The 23,640-nt window shown below is 70.1% G+C and carries 20 protein-coding genes, 1 tRNA gene and 3 pseudogenes; 15 read left to right on the forward strand and 9 right to left on the reverse strand.

Annotated elements, in window-relative coordinates:
- Positions 1 to 659: 659 nt before the first annotated feature.
- Entirely contained in the window at positions 660 to 1,931 is a 1,272-nt protein-coding gene (locus EZH22_RS23015; RefSeq protein ID WP_231711106.1) for an N-acetylmuramoyl-L-alanine amidase, read from the forward strand.
- 22 nt (positions 1,932 to 1,953) lie between these two features.
- Here the strand turns inward: EZH22_RS23015 and EZH22_RS23020 are convergent, their stop codons facing one another.
- The gene (locus EZH22_RS23020) at positions 1,954 to 2,604 is read right to left on the reverse strand and encodes a cysteine hydrolase family protein (RefSeq protein WP_203192736.1); all 651 of its coding nucleotides are present in this window, start codon (positions 2,602 to 2,604) and stop codon (positions 1,954 to 1,956) included.
- Between the two features lie 147 nt (positions 2,605 to 2,751).
- Here EZH22_RS23020 and EZH22_RS23025 point away from each other — a divergent pair, with 147 nt between their 5' ends.
- Both EZH22_RS23025 and EZH22_RS23030 read left to right on the forward strand, forming a co-directional pair.
- Positions 2,752 to 3,738: a helix-turn-helix domain-containing protein gene (locus EZH22_RS23025; RefSeq protein ID WP_203192737.1), complete on the forward strand. Its 987-nt coding sequence runs from the start codon at positions 2,752 to 2,754 to the stop codon at positions 3,736 to 3,738.
- Positions 3,739 to 4,077: 339 nt separating this feature from the next.
- The gene (locus tag EZH22_RS23030) at positions 4,078 to 5,505 is read left to right on the forward strand and encodes an MmgE/PrpD family protein (RefSeq protein ID WP_203192738.1); all 1,428 of its coding nucleotides are present in this window, start codon (positions 4,078 to 4,080) and stop codon (positions 5,503 to 5,505) included.
- A gap of 42 nt (positions 5,506 to 5,547) precedes the next feature.
- On the opposite strand, the gene EZH22_RS23035 is transcribed toward EZH22_RS23030, so the two are convergent.
- Entirely contained in the window at positions 5,548 to 6,366 is an 819-nt protein-coding gene (locus tag EZH22_RS23035; protein WP_203192739.1) for an IclR family transcriptional regulator, read from the reverse strand.
- Between the two features lie 311 nt (positions 6,367 to 6,677).
- Here EZH22_RS23035 and EZH22_RS23040 point away from each other — a divergent pair, with 311 nt between their 5' ends.
- From EZH22_RS23040 to EZH22_RS31970, 9 genes and pseudogenes are all read left to right on the forward strand, one after another.
- Positions 6,678 to 7,649 carry a tripartite tricarboxylate transporter substrate binding protein gene (locus tag EZH22_RS23040; RefSeq protein WP_203192740.1) on the forward strand — a complete coding sequence of 324 codons (972 nt, stop codon included), beginning with the start codon at positions 6,678 to 6,680 and terminating at the stop codon, positions 7,647 to 7,649.
- 81 nt (positions 7,650 to 7,730) lie between these two features.
- On the forward strand, positions 7,731 to 8,192 hold the full coding sequence (locus tag EZH22_RS23045; RefSeq protein WP_203192741.1) for a tripartite tricarboxylate transporter TctB family protein: 462 nt from the start codon (positions 7,731 to 7,733) through the stop codon (positions 8,190 to 8,192).
- A 6-nt stretch (positions 8,193 to 8,198) separates the two neighbouring features.
- Positions 8,199 to 9,700 (forward strand): annotated as a pseudogene (locus tag EZH22_RS23050) (tripartite tricarboxylate transporter permease).
- Positions 9,701 to 9,818: 118 nt separating this feature from the next.
- Complete coding sequence (locus EZH22_RS23055) at positions 9,819 to 10,694, forward strand: FAS1-like dehydratase domain-containing protein (protein WP_203192742.1); 876 nt, start codon at positions 9,819 to 9,821, stop codon at positions 10,692 to 10,694.
- A 49-nt stretch (positions 10,695 to 10,743) separates the two neighbouring features.
- Positions 10,744 to 11,667 (forward strand): HpcH/HpaI aldolase/citrate lyase family protein, encoded by a 924-nt coding sequence (locus EZH22_RS23060; RefSeq protein ID WP_203192743.1) that lies wholly within the window; start codon positions 10,744 to 10,746, stop codon positions 11,665 to 11,667.
- Entirely contained in the window at positions 11,664 to 12,545 is an 882-nt protein-coding gene (locus EZH22_RS23065; protein WP_203192744.1) for a fumarylacetoacetate hydrolase family protein, read from the forward strand. The genes EZH22_RS23060 and EZH22_RS23065 overlap by 4 nt, the downstream gene beginning before the upstream one ends.
- A 37-nt stretch (positions 12,546 to 12,582) precedes the next feature.
- A complete protein-coding gene (locus EZH22_RS23070) occupies positions 12,583 to 13,776 on the forward strand; it encodes a CaiB/BaiF CoA transferase family protein (protein WP_203192745.1) in 1,194 nt (397 codons plus the stop codon).
- 17 nt (positions 13,777 to 13,793) lie between these two features.
- Positions 13,794 to 14,993, forward strand: coding sequence for an acyl-CoA dehydrogenase family protein (locus EZH22_RS23075; RefSeq protein ID WP_231711107.1), 1,200 nt, complete (start codon positions 13,794 to 13,796; stop codon positions 14,991 to 14,993).
- Between the two features lie 85 nt (positions 14,994 to 15,078).
- Positions 15,079 to 15,266 (forward strand): annotated as a pseudogene (locus tag EZH22_RS31970) (ABC transporter ATP-binding protein); the annotation flags it as partial.
- A 98-nt stretch (positions 15,267 to 15,364) separates the two neighbouring features.
- On the opposite strand, the gene EZH22_RS23080 reads toward EZH22_RS31970, so the two are convergent.
- From EZH22_RS23080 to EZH22_RS23095, 6 genes and pseudogenes are all read right to left on the reverse strand, one after another.
- The gene (locus tag EZH22_RS23080) at positions 15,365 to 16,723 is read right to left on the reverse strand and encodes an LLM class flavin-dependent oxidoreductase (protein ID WP_203192746.1); all 1,359 of its coding nucleotides are present in this window, start codon (positions 16,721 to 16,723) and stop codon (positions 15,365 to 15,367) included.
- Between the two features lie 224 nt (positions 16,724 to 16,947).
- Positions 16,948 to 17,136 (reverse strand): hypothetical protein, encoded by a 189-nt coding sequence (locus tag EZH22_RS32955; RefSeq protein ID WP_408647642.1) that lies wholly within the window; start codon positions 17,134 to 17,136, stop codon positions 16,948 to 16,950.
- Positions 17,067 to 17,432, reverse strand: coding sequence for a hypothetical protein (locus EZH22_RS31975; protein WP_231711108.1), 366 nt, complete (start codon positions 17,430 to 17,432; stop codon positions 17,067 to 17,069). The genes EZH22_RS32955 and EZH22_RS31975 overlap by 70 nt, the downstream gene beginning before the upstream one ends.
- Before the next feature lie 89 nt (positions 17,433 to 17,521).
- Positions 17,522 to 17,748: pseudogene (locus tag EZH22_RS32960) on the reverse strand (cytochrome c peroxidase); the annotation flags it as partial.
- Between the two features lie 270 nt (positions 17,749 to 18,018).
- Complete coding sequence (locus EZH22_RS23090; RefSeq protein WP_203192747.1) at positions 18,019 to 18,234, reverse strand: hypothetical protein; 216 nt, start codon at positions 18,232 to 18,234, stop codon at positions 18,019 to 18,021.
- 349 nt (positions 18,235 to 18,583) lie between these two features.
- Positions 18,584 to 18,660 (reverse strand) — tRNA-Met (locus EZH22_RS23095).
- Positions 18,661 to 18,875: 215 nt separating this feature from the next.
- Between EZH22_RS23095 and EZH22_RS23100 the strand changes: the two genes are divergently transcribed.
- Positions 18,876 to 19,766: an alpha/beta hydrolase gene (locus EZH22_RS23100; RefSeq protein WP_203192748.1), complete on the forward strand. Its 891-nt coding sequence runs from the start codon at positions 18,876 to 18,878 to the stop codon at positions 19,764 to 19,766.
- Positions 19,767 to 19,807: 41 nt separating this feature from the next.
- Here the strand turns inward: EZH22_RS23100 and EZH22_RS23105 are convergent, their stop codons facing one another.
- On the reverse strand, positions 19,808 to 20,752 hold the full coding sequence (locus EZH22_RS23105; RefSeq protein ID WP_231711109.1) for an RNA methyltransferase: 945 nt from the start codon (positions 20,750 to 20,752) through the stop codon (positions 19,808 to 19,810).
- Positions 20,753 to 20,985: 233 nt separating this feature from the next.
- Here EZH22_RS23105 and EZH22_RS23110 point away from each other — a divergent pair, with 233 nt between their 5' ends.
- Positions 20,986 to 22,200 (forward strand): NADP-dependent isocitrate dehydrogenase, encoded by a 1,215-nt coding sequence (locus EZH22_RS23110; RefSeq protein ID WP_203192749.1) that lies wholly within the window; start codon positions 20,986 to 20,988, stop codon positions 22,198 to 22,200.
- Between the two features lie 193 nt (positions 22,201 to 22,393).
- Positions 22,394 to 23,611 (forward strand): WcaI family glycosyltransferase, encoded by a 1,218-nt coding sequence (locus EZH22_RS23115; RefSeq protein WP_203192750.1) that lies wholly within the window; start codon positions 22,394 to 22,396, stop codon positions 23,609 to 23,611.
- Positions 23,612 to 23,640: the final 29 nt, after the last annotated feature.

Here is a 23,640-nt window from a genome sequence, read left to right on the forward strand (position 1 = left end):
GGGCGCGCAGAACGCGCCTGTCGTGCGGAGAAAAATCCATGCCCTCGGCTGCCCGTTCCTCGATGAAGGATCGGACCGGATGCGGAGGCGGTCGCCTCCCCCCGGCCACGGTACACGTCCGCCCGATTCCCCCGATCGTCCCTTGCGGACCTTCGGAGCAGGTCGCCGGACGGCCGCCGCATCGAGCGCATCTTCGGCGCTCACCGCGGGGCTCCACGCTCGAGGGGTCGAGCCGCCAGCGGCAAATGGCGTGTCCCGCATTCCCGGCCTGAGACCGCTCGTGCGGCCCGCCCGGGACAGAAGAATCACACCTGCGGCAGCCGCGGCAGCCGGGGCCGAAGAGCCTGTTCCGGAACGCGAACTGTGTACGGACTCCTTCTTACCCGCCCGACTTCCTGCTTGGCAAGGTTTATGCGTCCTTTTCCTGTCCCCGCAGGGCCATAACGTGCGTCAACCTTCCGTTTACGAACGCCGTCCTATCGCTACCATCCTGCGAGGTCCGATCTGGCGAGACCCCTCCGGCGAAACCCCTCCAAAGCGGGATGCCCATGGACCGACGCCCCGAAGGACACCCAGGGGGATACCTCCCCCGCCCCCGGTCCGGGATACCCCGTCATCGCCCTGCGGCGAGACGGACCCAGCCTTTGCGGGTTGGGGCCGTGCTTGCGGCCTTCGGATTGGGGATCCTCGGCGCCCTGGCGACACTTGGTTCCGCGGCGATGCTCGCCACCCGCCCCGCCCTCGCCGCTTCCGATGCGGAAGACGCCCCGCCGGCCATCGTCCGCGAGGCACGGCTGGCGGGCGACGCGCGGCGCACCCGCCTCGTCCTCGACCTGGACCGCGCGACGGAATTCCGCGTCTTCACCCTCGCCAACCCGTCCCGCGTCATCCTCGATCTGTCCAACGTGCACTTCGCCCTGGCGCCCGACGCCCCGCCGACGGGCCGTGGCCTCGTTTCAGCCTTTCGATTCGGCGTGTTCGCCCCCGGCAAGGCGCGCATGGTGCTGGAGGTGACCGGGCCGGTCGCCGTCGACAAGGCCTTCGTGCTGGAGGCGCTGGACGACCAGCCCGCCCGGCTGGTGGTGGACCTGGTGAAGACTGATCCGGATACCTTCGCACGCGGCACGGCGAGCGTGACCGAGCAGCGCGCCGCCGCGGCCCCCGCCATGCCGGCGCCGGCGCCCGCCGCGCCGGCCGGGGACGAGCGGCCGGTGGTGGTGGTGGATCCCGGCCATGGCGGGATCGATTCCGGCACCACCGGCTACAGCGCCTTCACCGAGAAGACCATCGTGCTGGAGATCGCCCTCGCCCTGCGCGACAAGCTGGAGCGTACCGGCGCCGTGCGGGTGGTGCTCACGCGGTCCACCGATACCTTCATTCCTTTGGGCGAGCGGGTGCGCCTGGCGCGGAACAACCGCGCCGCCCTCTTCATCTCCCTGCACGCCGACGCGCTCGCGCGCGGCGACGGGCAGGCGCGCGGGGCCAGCGTCTACACCCTGGCCGACACCGCGAGCGATGCCGATGCCGCCCGCCTCGCCGAGAGCGAGAACAAGGCCGACCTGATCGCCGGCGTGGACCTCTCGGAGGAGACCGACGAGGTGGCGGGCATTCTGGTGGACCTCGCCCAGCGCGAGACGCGCAATTTCTCGGCCCGGGTCGCCCATACCCTGGTGGGCAGCATGAAGGGCGCGGTGCGCCTGCATCGCACGCCGCTGAAGTCCGCCGGCTTCCGCGTGCTGCGCGCGCACGACGTGCCGTCGGTGCTGGTCGAGCTCGGCTACATGTCGAGCCCGGAGGACCGCAAGGACCTGACCTCGGACGCCTGGCGCGAGCGCGTCACCGATGCCATGTCGCAGGCCATCATCCGCTTCTTCGCCGCGCGCGGCCCCCTCACCTCGGCCGCGCCCGACGGCGACCCCGCCGGGCGCTGACGCCGCGCCCGCTCGCGCGTCTTTACACGGCTTCCAGAGCGAGGGCCCGCTGGTGCGAGGCGTGGATGGTGTCGCGCTCCGGCAGCCGGTCGCTGGCGAGCCCCTCGATCCACGCCCCGGTATGGAGCACCGCCGCGAAGCGCGATTGCAGGACCACGCCGACCACCCGGTGGATGTCCGCGGCCGACGCATGCCCGGCGCTGTTGGCATAGGGCACCGAGCCGGCGGCGTCCGCCAGGAACTCCACCTGAAAGCCCATATGCACCGCGTGGACGATGGTCGACAGGATGCAATTGTGGGTCATGTAGCCCACGACGGTCAGCGTCTGGATCGCATGCGAGCTCAACCACGCTGCCAGGTCGGTGCCGGTGAACGCGCTCGGCAGCGTCTTTTCCACGAGATGGGCGTGGGGTCGCCGGGCGATCTCGGGATGCAGATCGGCGCCGTGGCTGCCCTTGGCGAAGATCGGGCTCTCGGCGGGCGCGAGCTGCCGGACCACCACGACGGGGATGCCGGCGGTGGCCGCCGCATCCATGGCCCGGGCCACGTTGCGCAGGCTGTCGCCGAACGGCGGATGCTGGATCGCCAGGTTGCCGCCGTCATAGTCGTTCTGCACGTCGACCACGACGAGGGCGCGGCGCGGCGGGGGATTGGTGCTGACCTGCGATGCCATCTCGGCCTCCTTCAAGGGAATGAATGCGGCGGAGGATAGTGAAGGGCGCGCCGGCCGAAAGTGGCCCGATTGACAATTATCGAAAGGATCGGGACAGTGCTGCGCGCCCGGTCCAACCCCGCAGCCGGAGCCCGCCGGGGGTCTCCCATGTCCCGTCCCGTGGTCGCCGCCGTCGCCTTTGACGGCATCAGCCCTTTCCACCTCTCGGTGCCCTGCCTGGTGTTCGGCGAGGACCGCACGGACCTCGGCCTACCGGCGTTCGATTTCCGGGTCTGCGCCCTGAAGGAGGGAGCCCGGCCGGACGGCGCGCTGCGCACCGATGCGGGGCTGACCCTGTCCACCCCGCACGGCCTGGAAGGCATCGAGGGCGCCGACATGGTGATCGTGCCCAGCTGGAAGGATCTCGCCGCGCCGGTGCCGGCGGCGCTGGTGGAGGCGCTGCGCCGGGCCCACGGGCGCGGCGCGCTGCTGGTCGGCCTGTGCCTCGGCACCTTCGCCATTGCCGCCACCGGCCTCCTGTCCGGCCGCCGGGCGACGACGCACTGGGCCTATATGGACGAGTTACGCGCCCTCCACCCGGACATCACGCCCGAACCGGACATGCTCTACGTGGACACCGGCGACGTGGTCACCTCCGCCGGCGTGGCGGCCGGGCTCGATTGCTGCCTCCATATCGTGCGGGCGCGCTATGGCGCGGAGGCGGCCATGCGGCTCGCCCGGCGCATCGTGCTCTCGCCGCATCGGCAGGGCGGGCAGGCGCAGTTCATCGAGCGCCCGCTGACGCCGGCGGCGAGCGCCGACCGCTTCGCCCGCACGCTCGAGGCGGTGCGGGCGACGCTCGGCGAAAGCCACGGGCTCGACCGTGTGGCCCGGGCCGCGGGCCTCACCCGCCGGACCTTCACCCGCAGGTTCCACAAATCCATGGGCACCAGCTTCGGCGACTGGATCACCCACCAGCGGCTGGAGCAGGCGCAACGCCTGCTGGAGACCACCAGCCGCACGGTCGAGGCCATCGCCTTCGAGACCGGCTTCGGCACCGCCGCCGCCCTGCGCCAGCATTTCGCGGCGAAGCTCGGGACCTCGCCCACGCTCTACCGGCGCACCTTCTCGAACACCGCTCCAGCGGGCCCGTGACGGCGCCGGCCGGCGCGGATCGGGCGGCAAACAATTGGCGCAGCTGGAAAAAGAAGCACTCGCTCGCGGATCATACGACGAGCGGCCCGTCGCGCTTTCGGCGAACCCGCCGGCCCGCCGCAATCTGGCCAAGGCCGGCGCGCCCTGCTAGCGTGCGCCGCGTTGCCCCGACGTGCCCAAGGCACCGCCGGAGCGCCGCTGCCCCATGGAACTCTCCCGGCTCCATGGGCGGCGCATGCGGAACACGCGCGGCGAAGCCTGGAGAAGGGCACGTCGCAGCCATTCCGCGCGAAGACTTCGATGCGGGCGCCCCGCGCGCCGCAAGCCGGGAGACCTTTCGTGCAGGCAGAGACAAATCCTTCGGTACACGACAAGCCGGCTGCCATCCAGCCACTGACCCGAGACCTCGGCGCCTTCGTCGCCGCGCAGCCCGCGGATGCCATCCCGCCGGCCGCCATCGCGATGGCGAAGCGTGGCATCATAGACTGCATCGGCGTGATGATAGCGGGGGAGCAAGAGCCCCCGGTGCGCATCTTGCGCGATACGCTGCTGGCCGGCGCCGGCGGCGCGGCGGATGCCTCCCTCCTCTTCACGGAACAGCGCGTACCGGCCCTCCTCGCGGCATGGGTCAACGGCACCGCCGCCCACGCCCACGACTTCGATGACGTCGGGGTGGGCATGCGCGGCCATCCGAGCGCGGTGCTGGCGCCAGCCGTCCTCGCCGCGGCACAGGCGCTCGGGCGCAGCGGGCGGGAAGCCTTGGCCGCCTATGTGACCGGGTACGAGGTGTGGGCCGACCTCGCACGACGCGACCGGGACTATCTGCACCTGAAGGGCTGGCACCCTACCGCGGTGTTCGGCACCGTCGCGGCGGCGGCGGCCGCGGCGCGCCTTCACCGGCTCGACCCCGCGCGAGCGGCCCACGCCATCGGCATATCCGCCTCGCAGGCGGCGGGCCTCATGTCCAATTTCGGCTCCATGACGAAGCCGCTCCATGCCGGACAGGCCGCCCACGCCGGCCTCCTCGCCGCGCGGCTCGCCGCCGCGGGCTTCACCGCCTCCGCCGACGCCATCGAGCATCCGCGCGGTTTCCTCGCGGCGCTCTCCCCGGCGGGAGCGGTGGATCGGGCGAGTCCGGTACAGGCCGGCACGCGCTGGCGTATCGTGGACGGGCTGAACATCAAGCGCTACCCGGTCTGCTATTTCGCCCACCGCGCCATCGATGCCATGCTGCTACTTGCGGACGACCTCGCCCTCGCACCCGACGCCATCGCGGCGGTGACGGTGCGCATCAGCCGCACCCATGCGGAGCTGCTACACAACCACCAGCCGACGACACCGCTGGAAGCCAAGTTCAGCGCCGAATTCGCCATGGCGGCGGCAATCATCGCCCGCGACGTCGGCCTCGCCGAACTGCGGGAGGATTTTGTGCAGCGGGCGGATGTGCAGGCGCTGCTGCGGCGGGTCGCAGTCGCGCCCACGGACGAGGAGGACCCCGCGCAGCCGGGCTACGCACCGTTCGACCGCGTCGAAGTGCAGCTCGTGGACGGGCGTACCCTTCTGAGCCCGCCGGTGCGGCGGCCGCAGGGCCATGCCGAGCGACCCCTCACCGATGCGCAGCTCGGCGCGAAGTTCCTCGCCAACCTCGCCTTTTCCGGGCGGACCGCGGACGGCGCGCGGCACCTGCTCGGCGCCCTGGAAGCACTGGAGACACTCCACGACCTGAACGCCCTCCCGCTGCCCCCTGCCGGCGCGGTGACGGACTGAGCGGAACCCAGCGACGGCGGGGCGATGGTGCCGAACCAGACGTCAGCCTTCTGGTGGGACGAGATCGGGGGCATCCGGCGCCGCCTTCAGCGCCTCGCAGACGGCACGCATCTCGCCGATCAGCACATCCCGCTGCCGGTTGAGCGTCACCGTGGGTCCGCCGAGCCCGAGAGCGAGGGCGGGATGCTCCGCCAGGGGTGGCAGGGGCATGGCGAGCACGCCCACGCCATGCCCGATGCGGCCGCTGCTGCCGGCCCATCCGCGCTTGCGGCTCTCGGCCATCTCCGCCAGGAAGTCGGCAGGGACCACGTGCAGCGCCGGATCCTTGTTCCCGGCATTGGCGCGGCGCACGATCAGCTCGATCTCGGAGCGCGGCTTCACCATCACGAGGGCCCGGCCGATGGCCGCGTGGCAGATGGGGCGAAGCAGGCCGGACCGCAGCCGGTCGTTGCCGCGGCGCCGGCGCAGCGCCAGGATATACTGCACCTGCACGCCCCGCTGCATGCCCACGAGCACAGTGCAATTGGTGCGGTGTCTCAGGTCCTGCATAAGGCCGAGGAGGTTGCCCCGACCGATGAGCCGGTCCTGTAGCCAGGCTCCCAGCAGCATGACGCGCAGCGTGGGGCTGAAACTGCGGTCTCCCGCGCGGCGCTCCAGATAACCGAGGCGAGCCAGCTCCTTGAGCAGGACAGACGTGCTCGATTGCGGATAGTTGAGGGTCGCCGCGAGCTCGGCCACCGTGGCGGGGCGGTGCTCCGTGGCGAAGAATTCGAGGATTTCCAGCGCTCGACGGGCCGATTTTGTCGTTGCGGCGGCGGGGATCGCATCCTCGGCGAGATCCGGTGCGACGTGCTCAGCCATGCCCTGCGCCAAGGTTCCCAAACTCCCGTTCCGCGCGCCGCGCGCCCAGCCATGACGCACCCCGCAGCGCGCCCGCGAAACCCTCGAAGGCGAATATCACATATGTGATGCTCAGCCAAAAGCCAATGGGCTAGAAGCCTTTGACGAGCGCGGGTCCTTGCCGGGAGAAGGCGCGCGCTCGTCAAAGGCGGCGTCGCGAGGCGTCGCCTTTCACGAGGAGCAGATGACGTGAGGCGGCAGCGCGCCTCGGTAGGCACGCGAACGACAAGACATAGATGAAGCCCAAGAAGAATATCCCGGGGAGGGATCTCATGAAGCGAGTTCTTTGTTTCGGCCTCGCCATGCTGGCGTCCGCCCTCGCGGGCGCCGCGCCCGCGAGCGCCCAGTCCTATCCGGCCAGGGAAGTGCGCATTGTCGTGCCCTATCCGCCGGGCGGGGGCGCCGACTATCTCGCCCGCGCCATCGGCGATGCCCTCGCCAAGCGCATCGGCCAGCCGGTGATCGTGGACAATCGCGGCGGCGGCAACACGCTGATCGGCACCGAGCACGTGGTCCGCTCCCCCGCCGATGGCTACACGCTGCTGCTCGGCTCCAGCGCGCTCGCCATCAGCCCGAGCATCTACAGGAAGATGCCCTATGATGCGCTGAAGGACCTCGCGCCCATCGGGCGGATCGGCGCCGTGCCGCTGCTGCTCGTGGCGAACCCCGCCTCCGGCATCGGCTCGATGAACGACCTCATCGCCAAGGCGCAGGCGCAGCCGGGCAAGGTGAGCTTTGCCTCCTACGGATCCGGCAGCGCCGCCCATCTCGCCGCCGAACTGTTCCAATTTGAAACCAAGGTGAAGCTGCTGCACGTGCCCTACAAGGGCAGCGCGCCGGCGCTCACCGACCTCCTGGCCGGACGCGTTGACGTCATGTTCAGCACCATCGGCCCGGCCCAGCCGCATGTGGAGGCGGGCGCCCTGCGCGCCCTCGGCGTGACATCCTCCCAGCCGGTGGAGACCCTGCCGGGGGTGCCGCCCATCGCGCAGGCGGGCGTGCCCGGCTACGAAGCGGCGGGCTGGAACGCCCTCCTCGCCCCCGCTGGAACACCGAAGGCGATCGTGGAGCGCATCAACCGTGAACTCCTCGCCATCCTCGCCGAGCCGGAGATCCGTGAGGGCCTCGTCAAGCGTGGCTACATCGTGGAGGGCAGCTCCCCCGCGGAGCTCAGCGCCCTGATCGCGTCCGACACCGCCAAATGGAAGAAGGTGGTTCAGGAATCGGGCGCCAAGCTCGACTGAGACCGCGCCATGCTGCCCCGGCGCGCCCGAGCGACGCGCCGCGGCCCCGCACCCGATCCCTGCAAGCTGCGAGCAGCTCCCATGTCATCGCCTTTCCGATCCGCCCTTCGCTCGGCCGATCTGCTCTCCGGCGTGTTCTTCGCCGGGGTTGGTCTCGGCGTCACCGTCATATCCCGGAACTACGAGCTCGGAAGCCTCGCCCGGGTTGGCCCCGGCCTCTTCCCCATGATGCTCGGCATCCTGCTCACCGGCATCGGCGTCATCATCGCGCTGCGCGCGCTGCCGGCGCAGGACGAGAAGAACAGGGTTCGCCTCGCGCTGCGGCCGGTCGCCTGCCTCATCGGCGCGGTGCTGGTGTTCATGCTGCTCGTGGAGCGGGCGGGCTTCGCCCCGGCGGCCTTCTTCTCCAGCGCCCTCGCCATGCTTGCGAGCCGTGACGCGCGGCCGGTGAAGGTGCTCGTCGTCTCCACCGCGCTGACCGCCCTCTCGCTCGCCACCTTCATCCTCGCGCTCGGCATGCCGATCCGCGCCCTGGCCTGGTGAACCGCCATGGACGTGCTTAACAACCTCGCCTTCGGCTTCTCCGTCGCCGTCAGCCCGCAGAACATTCTCTACTGCTTCATCGGCGTGCTGCTCGGCACCCTGGTGGGGGTGCTGCCCGGCATTGGGCCCATCGCCACCATCGCCATGCTGCTGCCGGCCACCTACAGCCTCGATCCCACGGCGGGCCTCATCATGCTGGCGGGCATCTATTACGGCGCGCAGTACGGCGGCTCCACCACGGCCATCCTGGTCAACCTGCCGGGGAGGCTTCCGCGGTGGTGACCTGCCTCGACGGCCACCAGATGGCCCGTCGCGGACACGGCGGGGCGGCGCTGAGTGTCGCGGCCATTGGCTCATTCGTCGCCGGATCGGTAGGCGTGCTGTTGCTCGCCTTGCTCGCCCCGACGCTGACGCGCATGGCCCTCGCCTTCGGCCCGGCGGAATACTTCTCGCTGATGACACTCGGCCTTGTGGGCGCGGTGGCGCTGGCCAGCGGCTCCATGCTGAAGGCGTTGGCCATGACCATCCTCGGCCTCATCGTCGGCCTCGTGGGCCTCGATTCCAACTCGGGGCTGCCGCGGTTCGACTTCGACCTGCCGGAACTCTACAGCGGCATCGAGTTCACCGTCGTCGCCATGGGACTCTTCGGGCTCTCGGAGATTGCCAAGAACCTCGAGACGACGGTGGACGGCAAGGCGGAGATCATCCGTGTGGGGAAGCTTATGCCCACCCGCGAGGAAGCCCACCGCTCCGTGCTGCCCATCCTGCGCGGCACCGGTGTCGGCGCCGTGCTGGGCGTGCTGCCGGGGGCGGGCGTCATCATGTCGTCCTTCACCTCCTACGCCCTGGAGAAGCGAATCTCCCGGCATCCGGAGGAGTTCGGCCGGGGTGCCATCGAGGGAGTCGCGGGCCCGGAAAGCGCCAACAACGCCGCGGCGCAGACCTCCTTCATCCCCACCCTCACGCTTGGCATTCCGGGCAGCGCCACCATGGCCCTCATGCTGGGGGCGATGATGCTGCACGACATCCAGCCCGGACCGCAGGTGATGACCAGCAATCCCGACCTGTTCTGGGGCCTCATCGCCAGCATGTGGATCGGCAATGCGGCGCTGGTGGTGCTCAACCTTCCGATGGTCGGGCTGTGGCTGAAGCTGCTGCAAGTGCCCTACGGCATCCTGTTTCCGGCGATTGCGCTGTTTTGCTGCGTGGGCGTCTATTCCCTGAACACCAACGGCTTCGATCTGCTGCTGCTCGCCGTGTTCACCGCCCTCGGCTACGTGTTCCACAAGCTGCGGTGCGAGCCGGCGCCCTTCCTGCTGGGTCTGCTTCTCGGCCCGCTGATGGAGGAAAACTTCCGTCGCACGCTCCTGATGTCCCATGGCGACCCGGCGCTGTTCTTCACCCAGCCCATCAGCCTCGGGCTGCTGGTCGTCGCGGCCCTATTGGTGACCACCATCCTCTTTTCCACCTCGAAAAAGCAGCGGGCGGAAATGTTCGAAGAGCAATGAACGGGCACTCCGCCGATATTACATCCGTGATGCCTCCGCCGCGCCCCGCGACCTAAAGTCGAGTCACGCTCTAGGCCGCGACACCACCTCGCAATATCCAAACAACTGGTCAGCTTCCATGATGAATGCTGTCGACGACACCCCTTTGCCCGAAGACATCAGCGCCTGGATCGGCCGCAGCGAGCGCACCGAGGACGAGATCGGTCTCACCAACGCGCGGCGCATGGCCGCCATGCTGGACCTTGACCCGGCCGACTTCCGTACCGGGTCGCCGCTGCCGCCCTTGTGGTACTCGCTGTTCTTCACGCCCAACGCGCGCCAATCGCAGATCGGCCACGACGGCCACCCGCGCAAGGGCGACTTCCTGCCGCCCATCGGCCTGCCGCGCCGCATGTTCGTGGGCCGCTCCGTGTCGTTCCTGAGGCCACTGCGCATCGGCGAAGCGGCCTCCAAGACATCCACCATCGCCGCCATCACGCCCAAGCACGGGCGTTCGGGGGCGCTGGTGTTCCTCACCGTGCGGCACACCATCGAGACCATGGCGGGACCCGCCGTCGTCGAGGACCAGCAGGTGGTGTACCGCGAAGCCGCCGGGTCTGCCGGGGCGGCGCGGATGCAGGAGGCCGGCACGGCCGCGCCCGCCGCCGACTGGACCGAGCAGCGCGCCATCGATCCGGTGCTGCTGTTCCGCTACTCCGCCCTCACCTGGAACGGCCACCGCATCCATTACGACGCCGACTACGCCCGCGCCGAGGAGGGCTATCCCGGCTGCGTCATGAACGGCGCCCTCACCGTGCTGCTCCTGGCGGAAGCCGGGCGACGACGGGCCGCGCGTCCCCTCGCCGGGCTCACCGCCCGCCTTTCCAGCCCGCTGTTCAGCGGCGAGGTGATGACCCTCGCCGGCCACACCGCCGCCGACGGGCGCATGGCGTGCCAGGCGACGGGGCCCACCGGCATTCCCGCGGCGGCCGTCACCCTGAGCTTTGCCCCGTGAGCGCGACGCCCACCCCATCCCCCGCCCCGCGCCCGACGAGGAGCCGATCATGAGCCGAGCGAAAAACCTCCCGGACTGGCGCTCGCTGCTGTTCTGCCCGGCCAGCAACGCCCGCTTCGTCGCCAAGGCCCACACGCGCGGCGCCGACGCGGTGATCCTCGACCTTGAAGATTCCGTCGCGGCCAACGGGAAGGCTGCGGCGCGCGCCGGGCTTCAGGCCGCCGTCGCCGCCATCCGTCACGGTGGCGGGCCGCAGGCCCCCGACGTCGGCGTGCGCATCAATCGTCCGCTCGCCCTCGCGGTGGAGGACATCGCCGCGGCGGTGGCGGCGGGGGCCGCCTTCCTGGTGCTGCCCAAGGTCATGGGGCCGGAGCACGTGGCGCTGCTCGCGGAGGTGGCCGCGGCACACGAGGCGGACCTCGGCCGGCCGGTGGCGGAGACCGGCTTCCTCGCCGTGGTGGAGGACGCGCGCGCGCTCGCCCGCATCGATGCCATTGCCGCCGCAGAGCGGCTGGTGGGCCTCGCGGTGGGCGGAGAGGACCTCGCCACGGACCTCGGCGCGGAACCCTCCTTCGATGCCCTCTACGTGGCGAAGATGCTGGGCGTGCATGCGGCACGGGCCGCCGGCATCCTGCCCGTGGGCGTGCTCACCGGTCTCTCCAACCTTGGCCGGCCGGACGATTATGCCGCCATGTTGAAGCGCTCGCGCGGCGTGGGCTTCGCCGCCGCCATGTGCGTGCACCCGAACCATGTGACCCTCATCAACGCCGAATATGGGCCGGCGCCGGAGGAGGTGGAGCGCGCCGCAAGGCTCGTCGCCGCGTTCGATGCGGCGGAGGCCGCGGGCCTGGGGGTGATCGCCTTCGAAGACAGGATGATCGACCGCCCCGTCGCCGCCCGCGCTCGGCGCCTCCTGGCCCGCTCTGGCGCTGCGGCGTCCGCGCCCGCGCCCGCGCAGGGAGCCGCCCGATGAAGATCGCCAGCCTGCTTCACGACGGCGCGCGACGCACGGGCATCGTGATGGGCACGCAGATCGCCCCCGTGCCATTCACCCTCGCCGAGATGGTGGAAGCCGGGCTGTCTGCCGCCGCCGATTGGCTTGCCGCCGCCCGCGACGCATCAAAACGCATCCCCCTCGCCGAGGCGCGCCTGTTGCCGCCGGTGCCCCACCCCGAGCGCAACGTCTTCTGCGCCGGGTGGAACTACTGGGATCATTTCGAGGAAGGCCGCCCGCTGCGCGGCGGCATCGAGGCGCCGCGTCCGGAGCACCCCACCTTCTTCACCAAAGCCCCCGGCACCCTGATCGGCCCGCACGACCCCATCGCGGTGGATCCATCCCTGTCCGACACGTGGGACTACGAGGCGGAGCTGGCACTGGTGCTGACACCGGGCGGGCGCAGCATTTCCCGCGCAGCGGCGCCGGCCCACGTATTCGGCTACCTGCTGGCCAACGACGTCTCGGTGCGCGACGTGCAGCGCCGGCATGGCGGACAATGGTTCAAGGGGAAGAGCCTCGACGGCACCCTGCCCCTCGGCCCGTTCATCGTCACGGCGGATGCCTTCGACCCTGCCGACGTGCAGCTCGAATGCCTGGTGAACGGCGAGACCGTGCAGCGCGCCTCCACCGCGCTCATGGCCTTCCCCGTGCCCGAGCTCATCGAGGCGCTGTCCCTCGGCCTCACCCTGCGCCCCGGCGACATCCTGCTCACCGGTACGCCGGCCGGCGTCGGCCAGTCGCGCACGCCGCCCCTGTTCCTGCACCCAGGGGACCGGGTGGTGGTTCGCGCCGCCGGGCTCGGGGCGCTGGACAACACGGTCATCGCCACAGACCTCGCGGCGCCCCTCGGATGACGCCGCAGCCCCGCAACCCTCAACCGGGACCAGCCCCATGTCCATGAGCAAGCCGCTCGCCGGCTACAAGGTGATCGAGATCGGCCACAGCATCGCCGCGCCCTATACGGGCTTCATCCTGGCGGAGTTGGGCGCCGAGGTGATCAAGGTGGAATCCCCCAAGGGTGGCGATTATGCCCGCGGCTGGGGACCGCCCTTCTTCGACGGCGCGGCGTCACATTTCGTCGCGCTGAACCGAGACAAGAGCTCCGTCACCGTCGACCTTTCCGACGATGCCGAGCGCGCGCGCCTGCGCCGCCTGATCCTCGACGAGGCGGATGCGGTGATCTGCAACCTGAGGGCGGGCGTGGCCGACCGCCACGGCATCGGCGCCGCCGAACTGACCGCGGCGAAACCCACGCTGGTCTATTGCGAGATCGGCGCCTTCGGCAGCGGCGGCCCGCTTTCCGACGCCCCCGGCTACGACCCGCTGATGCAAGCCTACGGCGGCATCATGAGCCTGACCGGCGAAAGCGCTGAGCGCCCGCCGCTGCGCGTCGGCGTGTCCATCGTGGACATGGGAGCGGGCTTCTGGGGCGCCATCGGCATCCTGGCGCGGCTGCTCGCCCGCGGTCGCGACGGACGCGGCGGCATCGTGGAGACTTCCCTGTTCGAGACGGCGCTCGCCTGGGCCACGGTGCAGATCGCCAGCGTCACCATCGCCCCGCGGGTGCTGAAGCCCATGGGCTCCGGTGCCTCGGGCATCGTGCCCTACCAGGCCTTCTGCGCCACCGACGGCTGGATCGTCATCGGCGGCGGCAACGACGGGCTGTTCGCCAAGCTCGCCACCGCCCTCGGCCACGACGAATGGATCTGCGACCCGCGCTTCCGCACCAACGCGGACCGGGTGGTGAACCGCGAGGTGCTCATCCCCCTCATCGAGGCCGAGATGGCCGGCCGGAGCCTCTGCGAGGCGCGCGACCTGCTCGACCGCCACGGCGTGCCCAACGCCCCGGTGCAGCGGGTGGACCAGGTGATCCACGACGCCCAGACCCGCGCCCTCGGCATCCTGCAGGAGGCCGGACCGGACGCGCTGGCGACCGTGGGCCTGCCCCTGCGCTTCGACGGCGAGCGCCCCGCCTACGTGCGGCGCGCACCGCGCCTCGGCGAGCACACCCGCGAGGTCTTCCACACGGACGCCGAGCCCTCCGGCGAAGCGGAAATGCAGCCTGAGCACGGCGCCCCGCGCTGAACCCCACGGAGATAACGATGAACATGGCCTTCACCGCGACCGATGCCCACCTTGTCGAGATGCCTGTCGGCGAAGATTATCCAGAGATCCGCGACGGTGTGCGCAAGGTGTGCGCCAACTTCCCCGGCGCCTACTGGCGCGCCAAGGACAAGGCCGAGGAATACCCCACCGAATTCATCGACGCCCTCACCGCAGCCGGCTTCCTCGCCGCGCTGATTCCAGAGGAATACGGCGGCACCGGCCTGCCCTTGCGGGCCGCCGCGGTCATCCTGGAAGAGGTGTGCACCGCCGGTTGCCATGCCGCGGCCGGCCATGCGCAGATGTACATCATGGGCACCATCCTGCGGCATGGCAGCCCCGCCCAAAAACAGAAGTACCTGCCGGATATCGCCGCCGGCAAGCTGCGCCTGCAGGCCTTCGGCGTCACCGAGCCCACCAGCGGCTCGGACACCACCCAGATAAAGACCCGCGCCGAGCGCACCGAGAGCGGCTACCGGCTCAACGGCCAGAAGGTCTGGACCTCCCGCGCGGAACATTCCGACCTGATGCTGGTGCTCGCGCGCACCACGCCGGCTTCCGAGGTGAAGAAGAAGGTGGACGGCATCTCCACCTTTCTCGTGGACATCCGTGAATGCCTCGGCCGCGGCATGACCATCCGCCCCATCGACACCATGATCAATCACCACACCACCGAGGTTTTCTTCGAGGATCTCGACATCCCCGCCGACGCGCTGGTGGGCGAGGAAGGCCAGGGCTTCCGCTACATTCTCGACGGCATGAACGCCGAGCGCGTCCTCACCGCCGCCGAAGCGCTCGGCGCGGCGCGCTGGTTCATCCGCACGGCCACCGGCTATGCCAACGAGCGCCGGGTGTTCGGCCGGCTCATCGGCCAGAACCAGGCGATCCAGTTCCCCATCGCCCAGGCCCATATCCAGTCGGAAGCCGCGGACATGATGATCCGCCGGGCAGCGGCGCTGTTCGAGGCCGGCCGGCCGTGTGGAGCCGAGGCCAACATGGCGCGCTTCCTCGCGGCGGAATGCTCCTGGAACGCGGCGGAGGCGTGCATGCAGACCTTCGGTGGCTTCGGCTTCGCCCGCGAGTACGACGTGGAACGCAAGTGGCGGGAGGCACGGCTCTCCCGCGTGGCGCCGGTCTCCTCCAACCTCATCCTGGCTCACGTGGCGCAGCACGTGCTGGGCCTGCCCCGCTCCTACTGACGCCCCGCTCCAGCCGGCGCCCCGCGGACGAAGGGCACCGGCCCGCCGCGTCGCCGGCGGAGGCGCACCAGGGAGAGGCCAGGCGCATGATGCGCTGCGCCCGCTTCTGGCCCTTTTCCTCGCGCAGCGGGCCATCGTGTTCAGCGACCGGCCGGCTCGCGTCAAGGCGGACGTCACCGCCGATGCGCCTATCCGCGCCACCGCGGCGACCCGCGCCGTGCCAAGCTGCGCCATCATCTGCTCGGCCTGCTGGGGCTCGATGCCATCTGGTGAGGCCGAGCGGCGACAAGGCCCGATGAACGGCGGAGCCAAACAGAAACGGGGCGCACCAGCGCCCCGTTTTCATGGGCCGATCCCTGCGTCCGCCCGACCTATTCCGCCGCCTCGGCGGCGGGCTGGCGCTGCGTCGCCGGATGCTCCGGAAACGGCAGGCCGAGATTTTCACGCAGGGTCGTGCCCTCATATTCGGTGCGGAACAGGCCGCGCCGGCGCAGGATCGGCACCACCTGCTCGATGAAGTCCTCGAGCCCTCCGGGAAGATGCGGCGCCATGATGTTGAAACCGTCGGCGCCTTCCTTGCGGAAGCGCTCTTCGAGCTGATCGGCGATGTGTTCCGCCGTGCCCACCACCTGCCAGTGCCCGCGCGCCCCGGCGATGGAGAGGTAGAGCTGGCGAATGGTGAGGTTGTCGCGGCGCGCCGCGTCCAGCACCAGCTGTTGCCGGCTTTTCGGGCCGTTGGTCTCGGGCAGGTCCGGCAGCGGGCCGTCCAGGTCGTAGCCACTGAGGTCGCCCACCCCCATCACTGTCGAGAGCAGCTGCAGGCCCACCGCCGGATGGATGAGAGACTGCAGCTCCTCGAACTTCTCCTGCGCCTCCGATGCCGTGCGGCCGATGATGGGAAAGACGCCCGGCATCACCTTCACATGGTCGGGGTCGCGGCCGGCATGCGCCGCGCGGGCCTTGATGTCGGCATAGAAGGCGCGCGCCTCGCCGAGCGTGCGGTGGGCGCAGAAGATGGCCTCGGCGCTGGCCCCGGCGAGATCTCGCCCGTCCTCGGACGCGCCGGCCTGCACGATCACCGGATGGCCCTGCGGCGAGCGGTCGACGTTGAGCGGCCCCTTCACCTTGAAGTGCCTGCCGCGGTGGTTGAGCACATGGAGCTTGCCGGCATCGAAGAAGTCGCCGGTCACCCGATCGCGGATGAAGGCATCGTCCTCCCAGGTGTTCCACAAGCCCTTCACCACATCCACGAACTCGCGGGCGCGCTCGTAGCGCTGCGGGTGGGGCACGTGGGAGTCGAGGTTGAAATTTTGCGCCTCCTCCTCGCCGGAGGAGGTGACGAGGTTCCAGCCGGCCCGCCCGCCGCTCATGAGGTCGAGGGAGGCGAACTTGCGGGCGATGTGGAACGGCTCATTGAAGCTGGTGGAGGCCGTGCCGATCAGGCCGATATGGTGCGTCACCACCGAGAGGGCGGACAGCAGCGTCAACGGCTCGAAGCCCACATTGCGCGAGGTGCGCCGTACGGAATCGAGGTTGGTGTCGCGCACGCCGAGGCTGTCGGACAGGAAGATCGCGTCGAACCTCGCGGCCTCCGCGATACGGGCGAGGCGCAGGAAATGATCGACGCGCACATTGGCATTCGCCGGCGCGCGCGCATGGCGCCAGGCCGCAATGTGGTGGCCGTCCGTCATCAGGAAGGCACCGAGCTTGATCTGACGGGCTTTACTCATCACTTCGCCTCCAGCGGGCGGTCATCTGGGCGCGTGGCGGTGGGCAGGGTCGAAGCCGGCGCGCGCCGCACGGAAACACCGGACCGGAGGAACGCCGGCCGATGCAGAAGGGTGGCTCACACAGTTTATAATATCAATGGATTTTATTGATATATTATATTCCGCTAGGTCATCAGGCCTGTCCAGGCGGCCATTCGCCTGCCCGGCTGCGCCTCAGAGCGTCCTCAGGAAGGCGGCGAGCGCGGCCTTTTCCCGCCGTCAGGCCGAGGGGGGCGGATGTGCGGGGACAGGCGCGCGGCCTCGCGATAGAGCGGGCGGGCCGCCTCGGCGGCGTTGCGCGCCCTCACCTCGCCGCCGCCGCGATCGTAGAAATTGACCACGCCCTCCAGCGTGGGAAACAGGCCATCGTGCATGTAGGGGCGCTGGACGCCACGTGCCTCAGGCTCGGCGTGCGGAAGCGCCCGGCATCCTCCGCGGCCTGCGTCGCCGCGTGGCGGCCCAGATCCTGCGCCGGCTCGCCGAAGAAGGAGAGCCGCAGGTTGTGGACGCCCTCATCGGTGAGCCACGGCCCGAAAGGGCAGTTGGCGCAGCGCGCCCTGGCCCGAAAGAGATGGAGGCCGGCAAGCGCCATGTCGGTGAGTGCCGCCCGGTCGCCGCGCGCGAAGCGGTCGAAACGGGTCTCGCTGTCGAGCGTTGCCAGATAGGCCACGAGCGCCGCCGAGAGAGCCCGCGCGGAGATGCCTTCCCGCCGAACGCATCCGCGAAGGCGGGGCCGTAGCCCGCGCCGGCGAGGACCGCAAGGACCGCCGCCAGATCGGGCTGGCCCATCTCGCGCGGGGCGGTCAGCGGCGGAAGGACGCGCGCGGCCATCTCGCCGCCGGCGCCGTCCCAGTCGAGACGCGTCCGGCCGGCGACGGAGGCGAGCGCGGGCGATTGCGCCGGCCTTGCGCTCCCCCGACACCCACCCCCACCTTGCGCGGCACACTGAAGCCGTGGTCCGGATCATGGCAGCCGGCGCACGCCACCCGCCCGTCGACGGAAAGCCGGGGATCGCGGAACAGGCGCGCGCCGAGCGCCGCCGCCGGACCCGGCGCGGGTGGTGGAGGCGGCGCCCCCAGTTCCTGGAAGGCGATGCCGGCATCGATCCAGGGCGTGGGCTAGGTGGCCGCAGGCCCCGCATAGGCCGCGCGAAGCTCCGCCACCGACGGCGGCGCGCCATCCGGCTCCCCTCCGGCGGCGAGGTCCAGCGGGCGCCGCCGGAAGCAGCGCGGCGACGACGAGGCGGCGCAGCGTGCTCAATGGCAATCGGCCGCGACCTGATCGCGGTACACTTCGAACGACACCGTCGCGGCCCATTTCTCCCGGCGCTGTTGCCAGCGCTCGCTTGTATCGAGGGGCACGAGCGCGCCGCGCACCGCCGTGGCGAGGCCTTTCTCCCCCGGCGCGACGGCGACGACGAGCGTTGTGGGCTCCACGGCTGGCAGCGTGGCCGAGAATTTCTGCCAGGACATCTTCGCGAACAGGGGATCGAGCAGCGCCCGGTCGTGGATCGCCGCGTCGCAGTCGCCGGTGGCACATGCATCAGCGCTGACGCGGGGGCGCGCAGCACCCGGACTTCGGCGCCCAGCTGCCCGGCCAATGCCCGCCCCTGGCTGTTCGCCTCCGAGGCGCAGACCACGCGTCCCTTCAGCTCCGCCCATGTGGCTGGAAGCCCTGCGATTTCGCTCAAAGGCATGCGGCCCGCCGGAGGGGCCGGCCGATCGCAAGCCGGGAGGGTTGCGGGCGGGCGCGCCACCCGACGGCTGCGAAACGCAAAAGGCGACCCTTCCGGGTCGCCTTCGCTGCTATCGCAAGAATTGTTGGTTGCGGGGGTAGGATTTGAACCTACGACCTTCAGGTTATGAGCCTGACGAGCTACCGGGCTGCTCCACCCCGCGTCACTGCCGATCGATGAGCCGGCGAAGCGGCCGACGGCGAGGCGTATGTAGCAACCCCTGCCCGGGATTGAAAGGGCTGGCCGGGAAAAAATGCCCCGCCGCCGCGCGCCCTGTGGACGACGGCCTGCCGCCCGGCCGCGCCGGAAGTCCGGAAACCCTTGCCCTCCCTGGAAAAGCAGCCAAGATCCAGGGCCCGATGCACCCGGGGAAGGCCCATGGAAACATCCGAGATCGACGCCTTGAGAGCCCTGATCGCCGCCAGTCCCCGGCCGCAGACCCTGGCCGAGCGGCGGGAGCGGATGGAAGCCGTCACCGCCATCGACCCCGTCGACGAGGATATCCGCCTTGTCCCGGTCAGCGCCGGCGGCGTGCCCGGCGAATGGTCGCTGGCCCCGGGTGCCGACGCGGCGCGGGTGCTGCTGTTCCTGCACGGCGGCGGCTATTCCTCGGGCTCCCTGCGCAGCCACCGCACCATGGTCACCGGCGCCGGCCGCGCCGCCGGCATCCGCACCCTCGCCATTGCCTACCGTCTGGCGCCGGAACATCCCTTTCCCGCGGCGCTGGAGGATGCCGAGGCGGCCTATCGCTTCCTCCTGGAGCAGGGCCATGCGGCGCGGCAGATCGTGGTCGGGGGCGACAGCGCCGGCGGCGGGCTCACGCTCGCCCTGTTCCAGACCCTGCGGGCCAAGGGCCTGCCCCTGCCCGCCTGCGGATGGCTGGTCTCTCCCTGGGTCGACCTGGAGATGACCGGGGCGAGCATCGCGCAAAAGGACGCGGTCGATCCGCTGATCCACCGGGCCTATCTCGACATGCTGGCGCAGGCCTATCTCGGCAGCGCCACGGCGCCGCGCAACCCGCTGGTCTCGCCGCTCCACGCCGACCTGTCCGGCCTGCCGCCGATGCTGGTGCAGGTGGGATCGGCGGAAACCCTGCTCGACGACGCGGTGCGCATTGCCGGGCGGCTCGCCGCCTTCGACGGGGCCGTGCGCCTGTCCGTCTATCCCCACATGATCCACGCTTGGCCCATCTGGCACCACCGCCTCGCCGAGGGACGCAGGGCGCTCGCCGAGGCCGGCGCCTTCATGCGCCGGTGGATCGACGGTTGACGCGGCAGCGGCCGCGGGCCGGAGCGCGCGGGCGCCCGCGCTCAGCCCTTGTTCGGTGGTGCGTTGTCCGGAGGTGCGTTGTCCTGTGCCGCGTCGTCCTTCGCTTCGTTGTCCTGTATCGCGGTGTTCTGCGCCGCGTCGCGCGCCGCCGCCTCGGACGCTTTCCGGCCGGCGCGCCGGGCGGCGGCCTCGGCATTGTTCTTCAGCTTGCGCGCCTCGCGCCCTTCCCGCCCCTCCTCCAGCGCCGTGACCGCGCCGTGGAGCGTGGCGAGGTCCTGCCGCGTCAGGCCGAGGCGGTGGAAGATGTTGCGCAGGTTGCGGATGGTGGACGGCGCCTTTTCCGGCGAGCGGAAGAAGCCGGAGGTCTGAAGCGCCCCCTCCAGATGATCGAAGAAGGCGAACAGGTCGCCCTTGTCGGCCAGAGGCGAGCGGTCCGGCGGGGCGAAGGGCAGCGCCCCGGCGCTCTCGGCCTTGAACCACTCATAGCCCGCCACCGCCACGCACATGGCAAGGTTCAGCGAGGCGAAGGCGGGATTGACCGGCAAGGTGAGGATGGCATCGCACAAGGATACCTCCTCGGTGTAAAGGCCGGTGCGCTCCCGACCGAACACCAGCGCCACCTCCTCGCCGCTGGCGAGGCGCCCGCGGGTCTCCTGCGCCACCGCATCGGCGCCCAGCACGGGCTTGGCCATGCCGCGCTCGCGCGCCGTCGCGGCGAAGGCGTAGTTGACCCCCGACAGGGCCGAGCGCAGGTCCGGATGAAGCGTCGCCTCGGCCAGGATGCGGTCGGCGCCGGCGGAGAACACGCGCGCCTTCTCGTTGGGCCAGCCCTCGCGCGGGTTGACGATGCGCAGGCGCGACAGGCCGAAATTGCCCATGGCGCGCGCCGCAGAGCCGATATTCTCGCCGAGCTGGGGCTCCACCAGGATCACCAGCGGGCCGCCGGCCGCCCAGGGCTTCGTGCTGTCGGTACCGGAACCTGGCATCTCGTCTCCCGTTTCGGCGCTTCCTCGCACGAGTGGCGCCGGCAAGTCGAGAGGCGGCACCGAGCCGGGCGCGGTGAGAAATCATCTCATGTCACCGACGAAGGTAGCGCCTTTTGCACCGCGCCATGCCAGTGCTATAGCGGCGACGCCGAAGGATTGCCGTCGCCCCTGGCGCCGCCCGTCCTTCCCTCGTTTTCCTCAAGGCTCTCAGAGCGCTCGCGAAAGGCCGTCCCATGGCGAAGATCAAGGTGGCAAATCCGGTCGTCGAACTCGACGGCGACGAGATGACCCGGATCATCTGGCAATATATCAAGGACAAGCTGATCCACCCTTATCTCGACCTGGACCTCGAATATTACGACCTGTCCGTCGAGAATCGGGATGCCACCAACGATCAGGTGACCATCGCCGCCGCGGAAGCCATCAAGAAGCACGGCGTGGGCGTCAAGTGCGCCACCATCACGCCGGACGAGGCCCGCGTGAAGGAGTTCAACCTGAAGGAGATGTGGAAGTCGCCCAACGGCACCATCCGCAACATCCTTGGCGGCGTGATCTTCCGCGAGCCCATCATCTGCAAGAACGTGCCGCGCCTCGTGCCGGGCTGGACCCAGCCCATCGTGGTCGGCCGCCACGCCTTCGGCGACCAGTACCGCGCCACCGACTTCAAGGTGCCCGGCAAGGGCACCATGACCATCACCTTCGTCGGCGAGGACGGCACCAAGATCGAGAAGGAAGTCTACAAGTTCCCCGGCGCCGGCGTGGCCATGGCCATGTACAACCTGGACGACTCGATCCGCGAGTTCGCCCGCGCCTCGCTGAACTACGGCCTGATCCGCAACTATCCGGTCTACCTCTCCACCAAGAACACAATCCTCAAGGCCTATGACGGGCGCTTCAAGGACATCTTCGAGGAAGTGTACGTCGCCGAGTTCAAGGCCGAGTTCGACAAGCGCGGCCTCACCTACGAGCACCGCCTGATCGACGACATGGTGGCCTCGGCCCTCAAGTGGTCCGGCGGCTATGTGTGGGCGTGCAAGAACTACGACGGCGACGTGCAGTCCGACATCGTGGCCCAGGGCTTCGGCTCGCTCGGCCTGATGACCTCCGTGCTGATGACGCCCGACGGCAAGACCGTGGAGGCCGAGGCCGCCCACGGCACCGTGACCCGCCATTATCGCGAGCACCAGAAGGGCAAGGAGACCTCCACCAACTCCATCGCCTCCATCTTCGCCTGGACGCGGGGCCTCACCCACCGCGCCAAGCTCGACGGCAACGAGGAGCTGGCCAAGTTCTCCGCCACCCTGGAGAAGGTGTGCGTGGACACCGTGGAAGAAGGCTACATGACCAAGGACCTCGCCCTCCTGGTGGGCGCCGACCAGAAGTGGCTCTCCACCACCGGCTTCCTCGACAAGGTCTCCGAGAACCTCACCAAGGCCATGGCCGCGTAAAGACAGCAGCCTGCACTGCAACGGCCGGCGGGACACCCCCGCCGGCCGTTTGCGTTACAGAACCTGAGCTGCAACGCGCATGCGGGCAGATCTGCAAATCCGGGTCGCCGGCGCAGCTTGAACCCTAAGAATACTATCTCTAGTTTGGGACTGCGGCGCGCGCCATCCCGGCGACCTCACGGACGGCAATTTCATGGGCAAGCTCCTCGTCTCCGCCATGAACCATGCGCCGGAGCTCACCGGCTGCGGCAAATATACTGGGGAGCTGGTGGCGGCCATGGCGCGCCGCGGGCACCAGGTGGAGGTGGTGACCGCGCCACCCCATTATCCCGGCTGGACGGTGAAGCCCCCCTACCGCAACCGCTATTCCCGGGAGGCCCGCGATGGCGCCCGCCTGTTCCGCTGCCCGGTTCTCGTGCGCGAGGCCATGGGCGGCGTCTGGCGCCTCATCGCCCCCCTGTCGTTCGCCGCCACCTCCGCCCCGGTGACCGTGTGGCGCGCGCTGCGCTTGCGGCCCGACACGGTGCTCTCCATCGAGCCGACCCTGTTCGCCGCGCCGTTCGTGCTGCTCGCGGCGAAGCTGGCGGGAGCGCGCACCGTGCTGCATGTGCAGGACCTGGAGGTGGATGCCGCCTTCGCCGTGGGCCATCTCGGCGGGGCGGGAGGGCTGAAGAAGCTCGCCGGGGCGTTCGAGCGCTTCTGCCTCAGGCGGTTCGACACCATCATCACCATCTCCCAGCGCATGGCGGAGCGCATCGCCGAGAAGTCCGTGGCGCCGGAGCGCATCGCCCTGGTGCGGAACTGGGTGGACCTCGGTCACATCCAGCCCATGGAGACGGCGTTCGCCTACCGTGACGAGCTCGGATTGCCCCGGGACGCCTTCGTCGCCCTCTATTCGGGCAATATCGGCCCCAAGCAGGGCCTCGACGTGGTGGTGGAGGCTGCCCGGCGCCTGTCGCACCGCGCCGACATCGTGTTCGCCATTGCCGGCGAAGGGCCCTCGCGGAAGGAGCTGCAGAGCCGGGCGGAGGGGCTGGCGAATGTCTGTTTCCTGCCGTTCCAGCCCTACCAGCGCCTGCCCGAGTTCCTGAGCACCTGCGACCTGCACCTGCTGCCGCAGCAGGCGAGCACGGCGGATCTGGTCCTGCCGTCCAAGCTCGGCGGCATGCTGGCGAGCGGCCGCCCCATCCTCGTCACCGCCGAGCCGGGCACGGAGCTCGCGGACTTTCTGGAGGACGCCGCCACGATCATCCTGCCCGGCGACGCCGAGCTGATGGCGCAGGCGATCGAGCGGCACGCCGCCGGCGCAGTGGCCGACACGCGGGCCCGCTGCGCCGCCCTCGCCGCCACCCTGTCGGAAAGCAGCGCCATGGACCTTGTCGAGGACATCCTGTTTCCGCCCCGGACCTGACTTCCTCCCCAGACCTGCGCCTCCTGACC

Source organism: Xanthobacter dioxanivorans (genome assembly GCF_016807805.1).
Lineage (GTDB): Bacteria > Pseudomonadota > Alphaproteobacteria > Rhizobiales > Xanthobacteraceae > Xanthobacter > Xanthobacter dioxanivorans.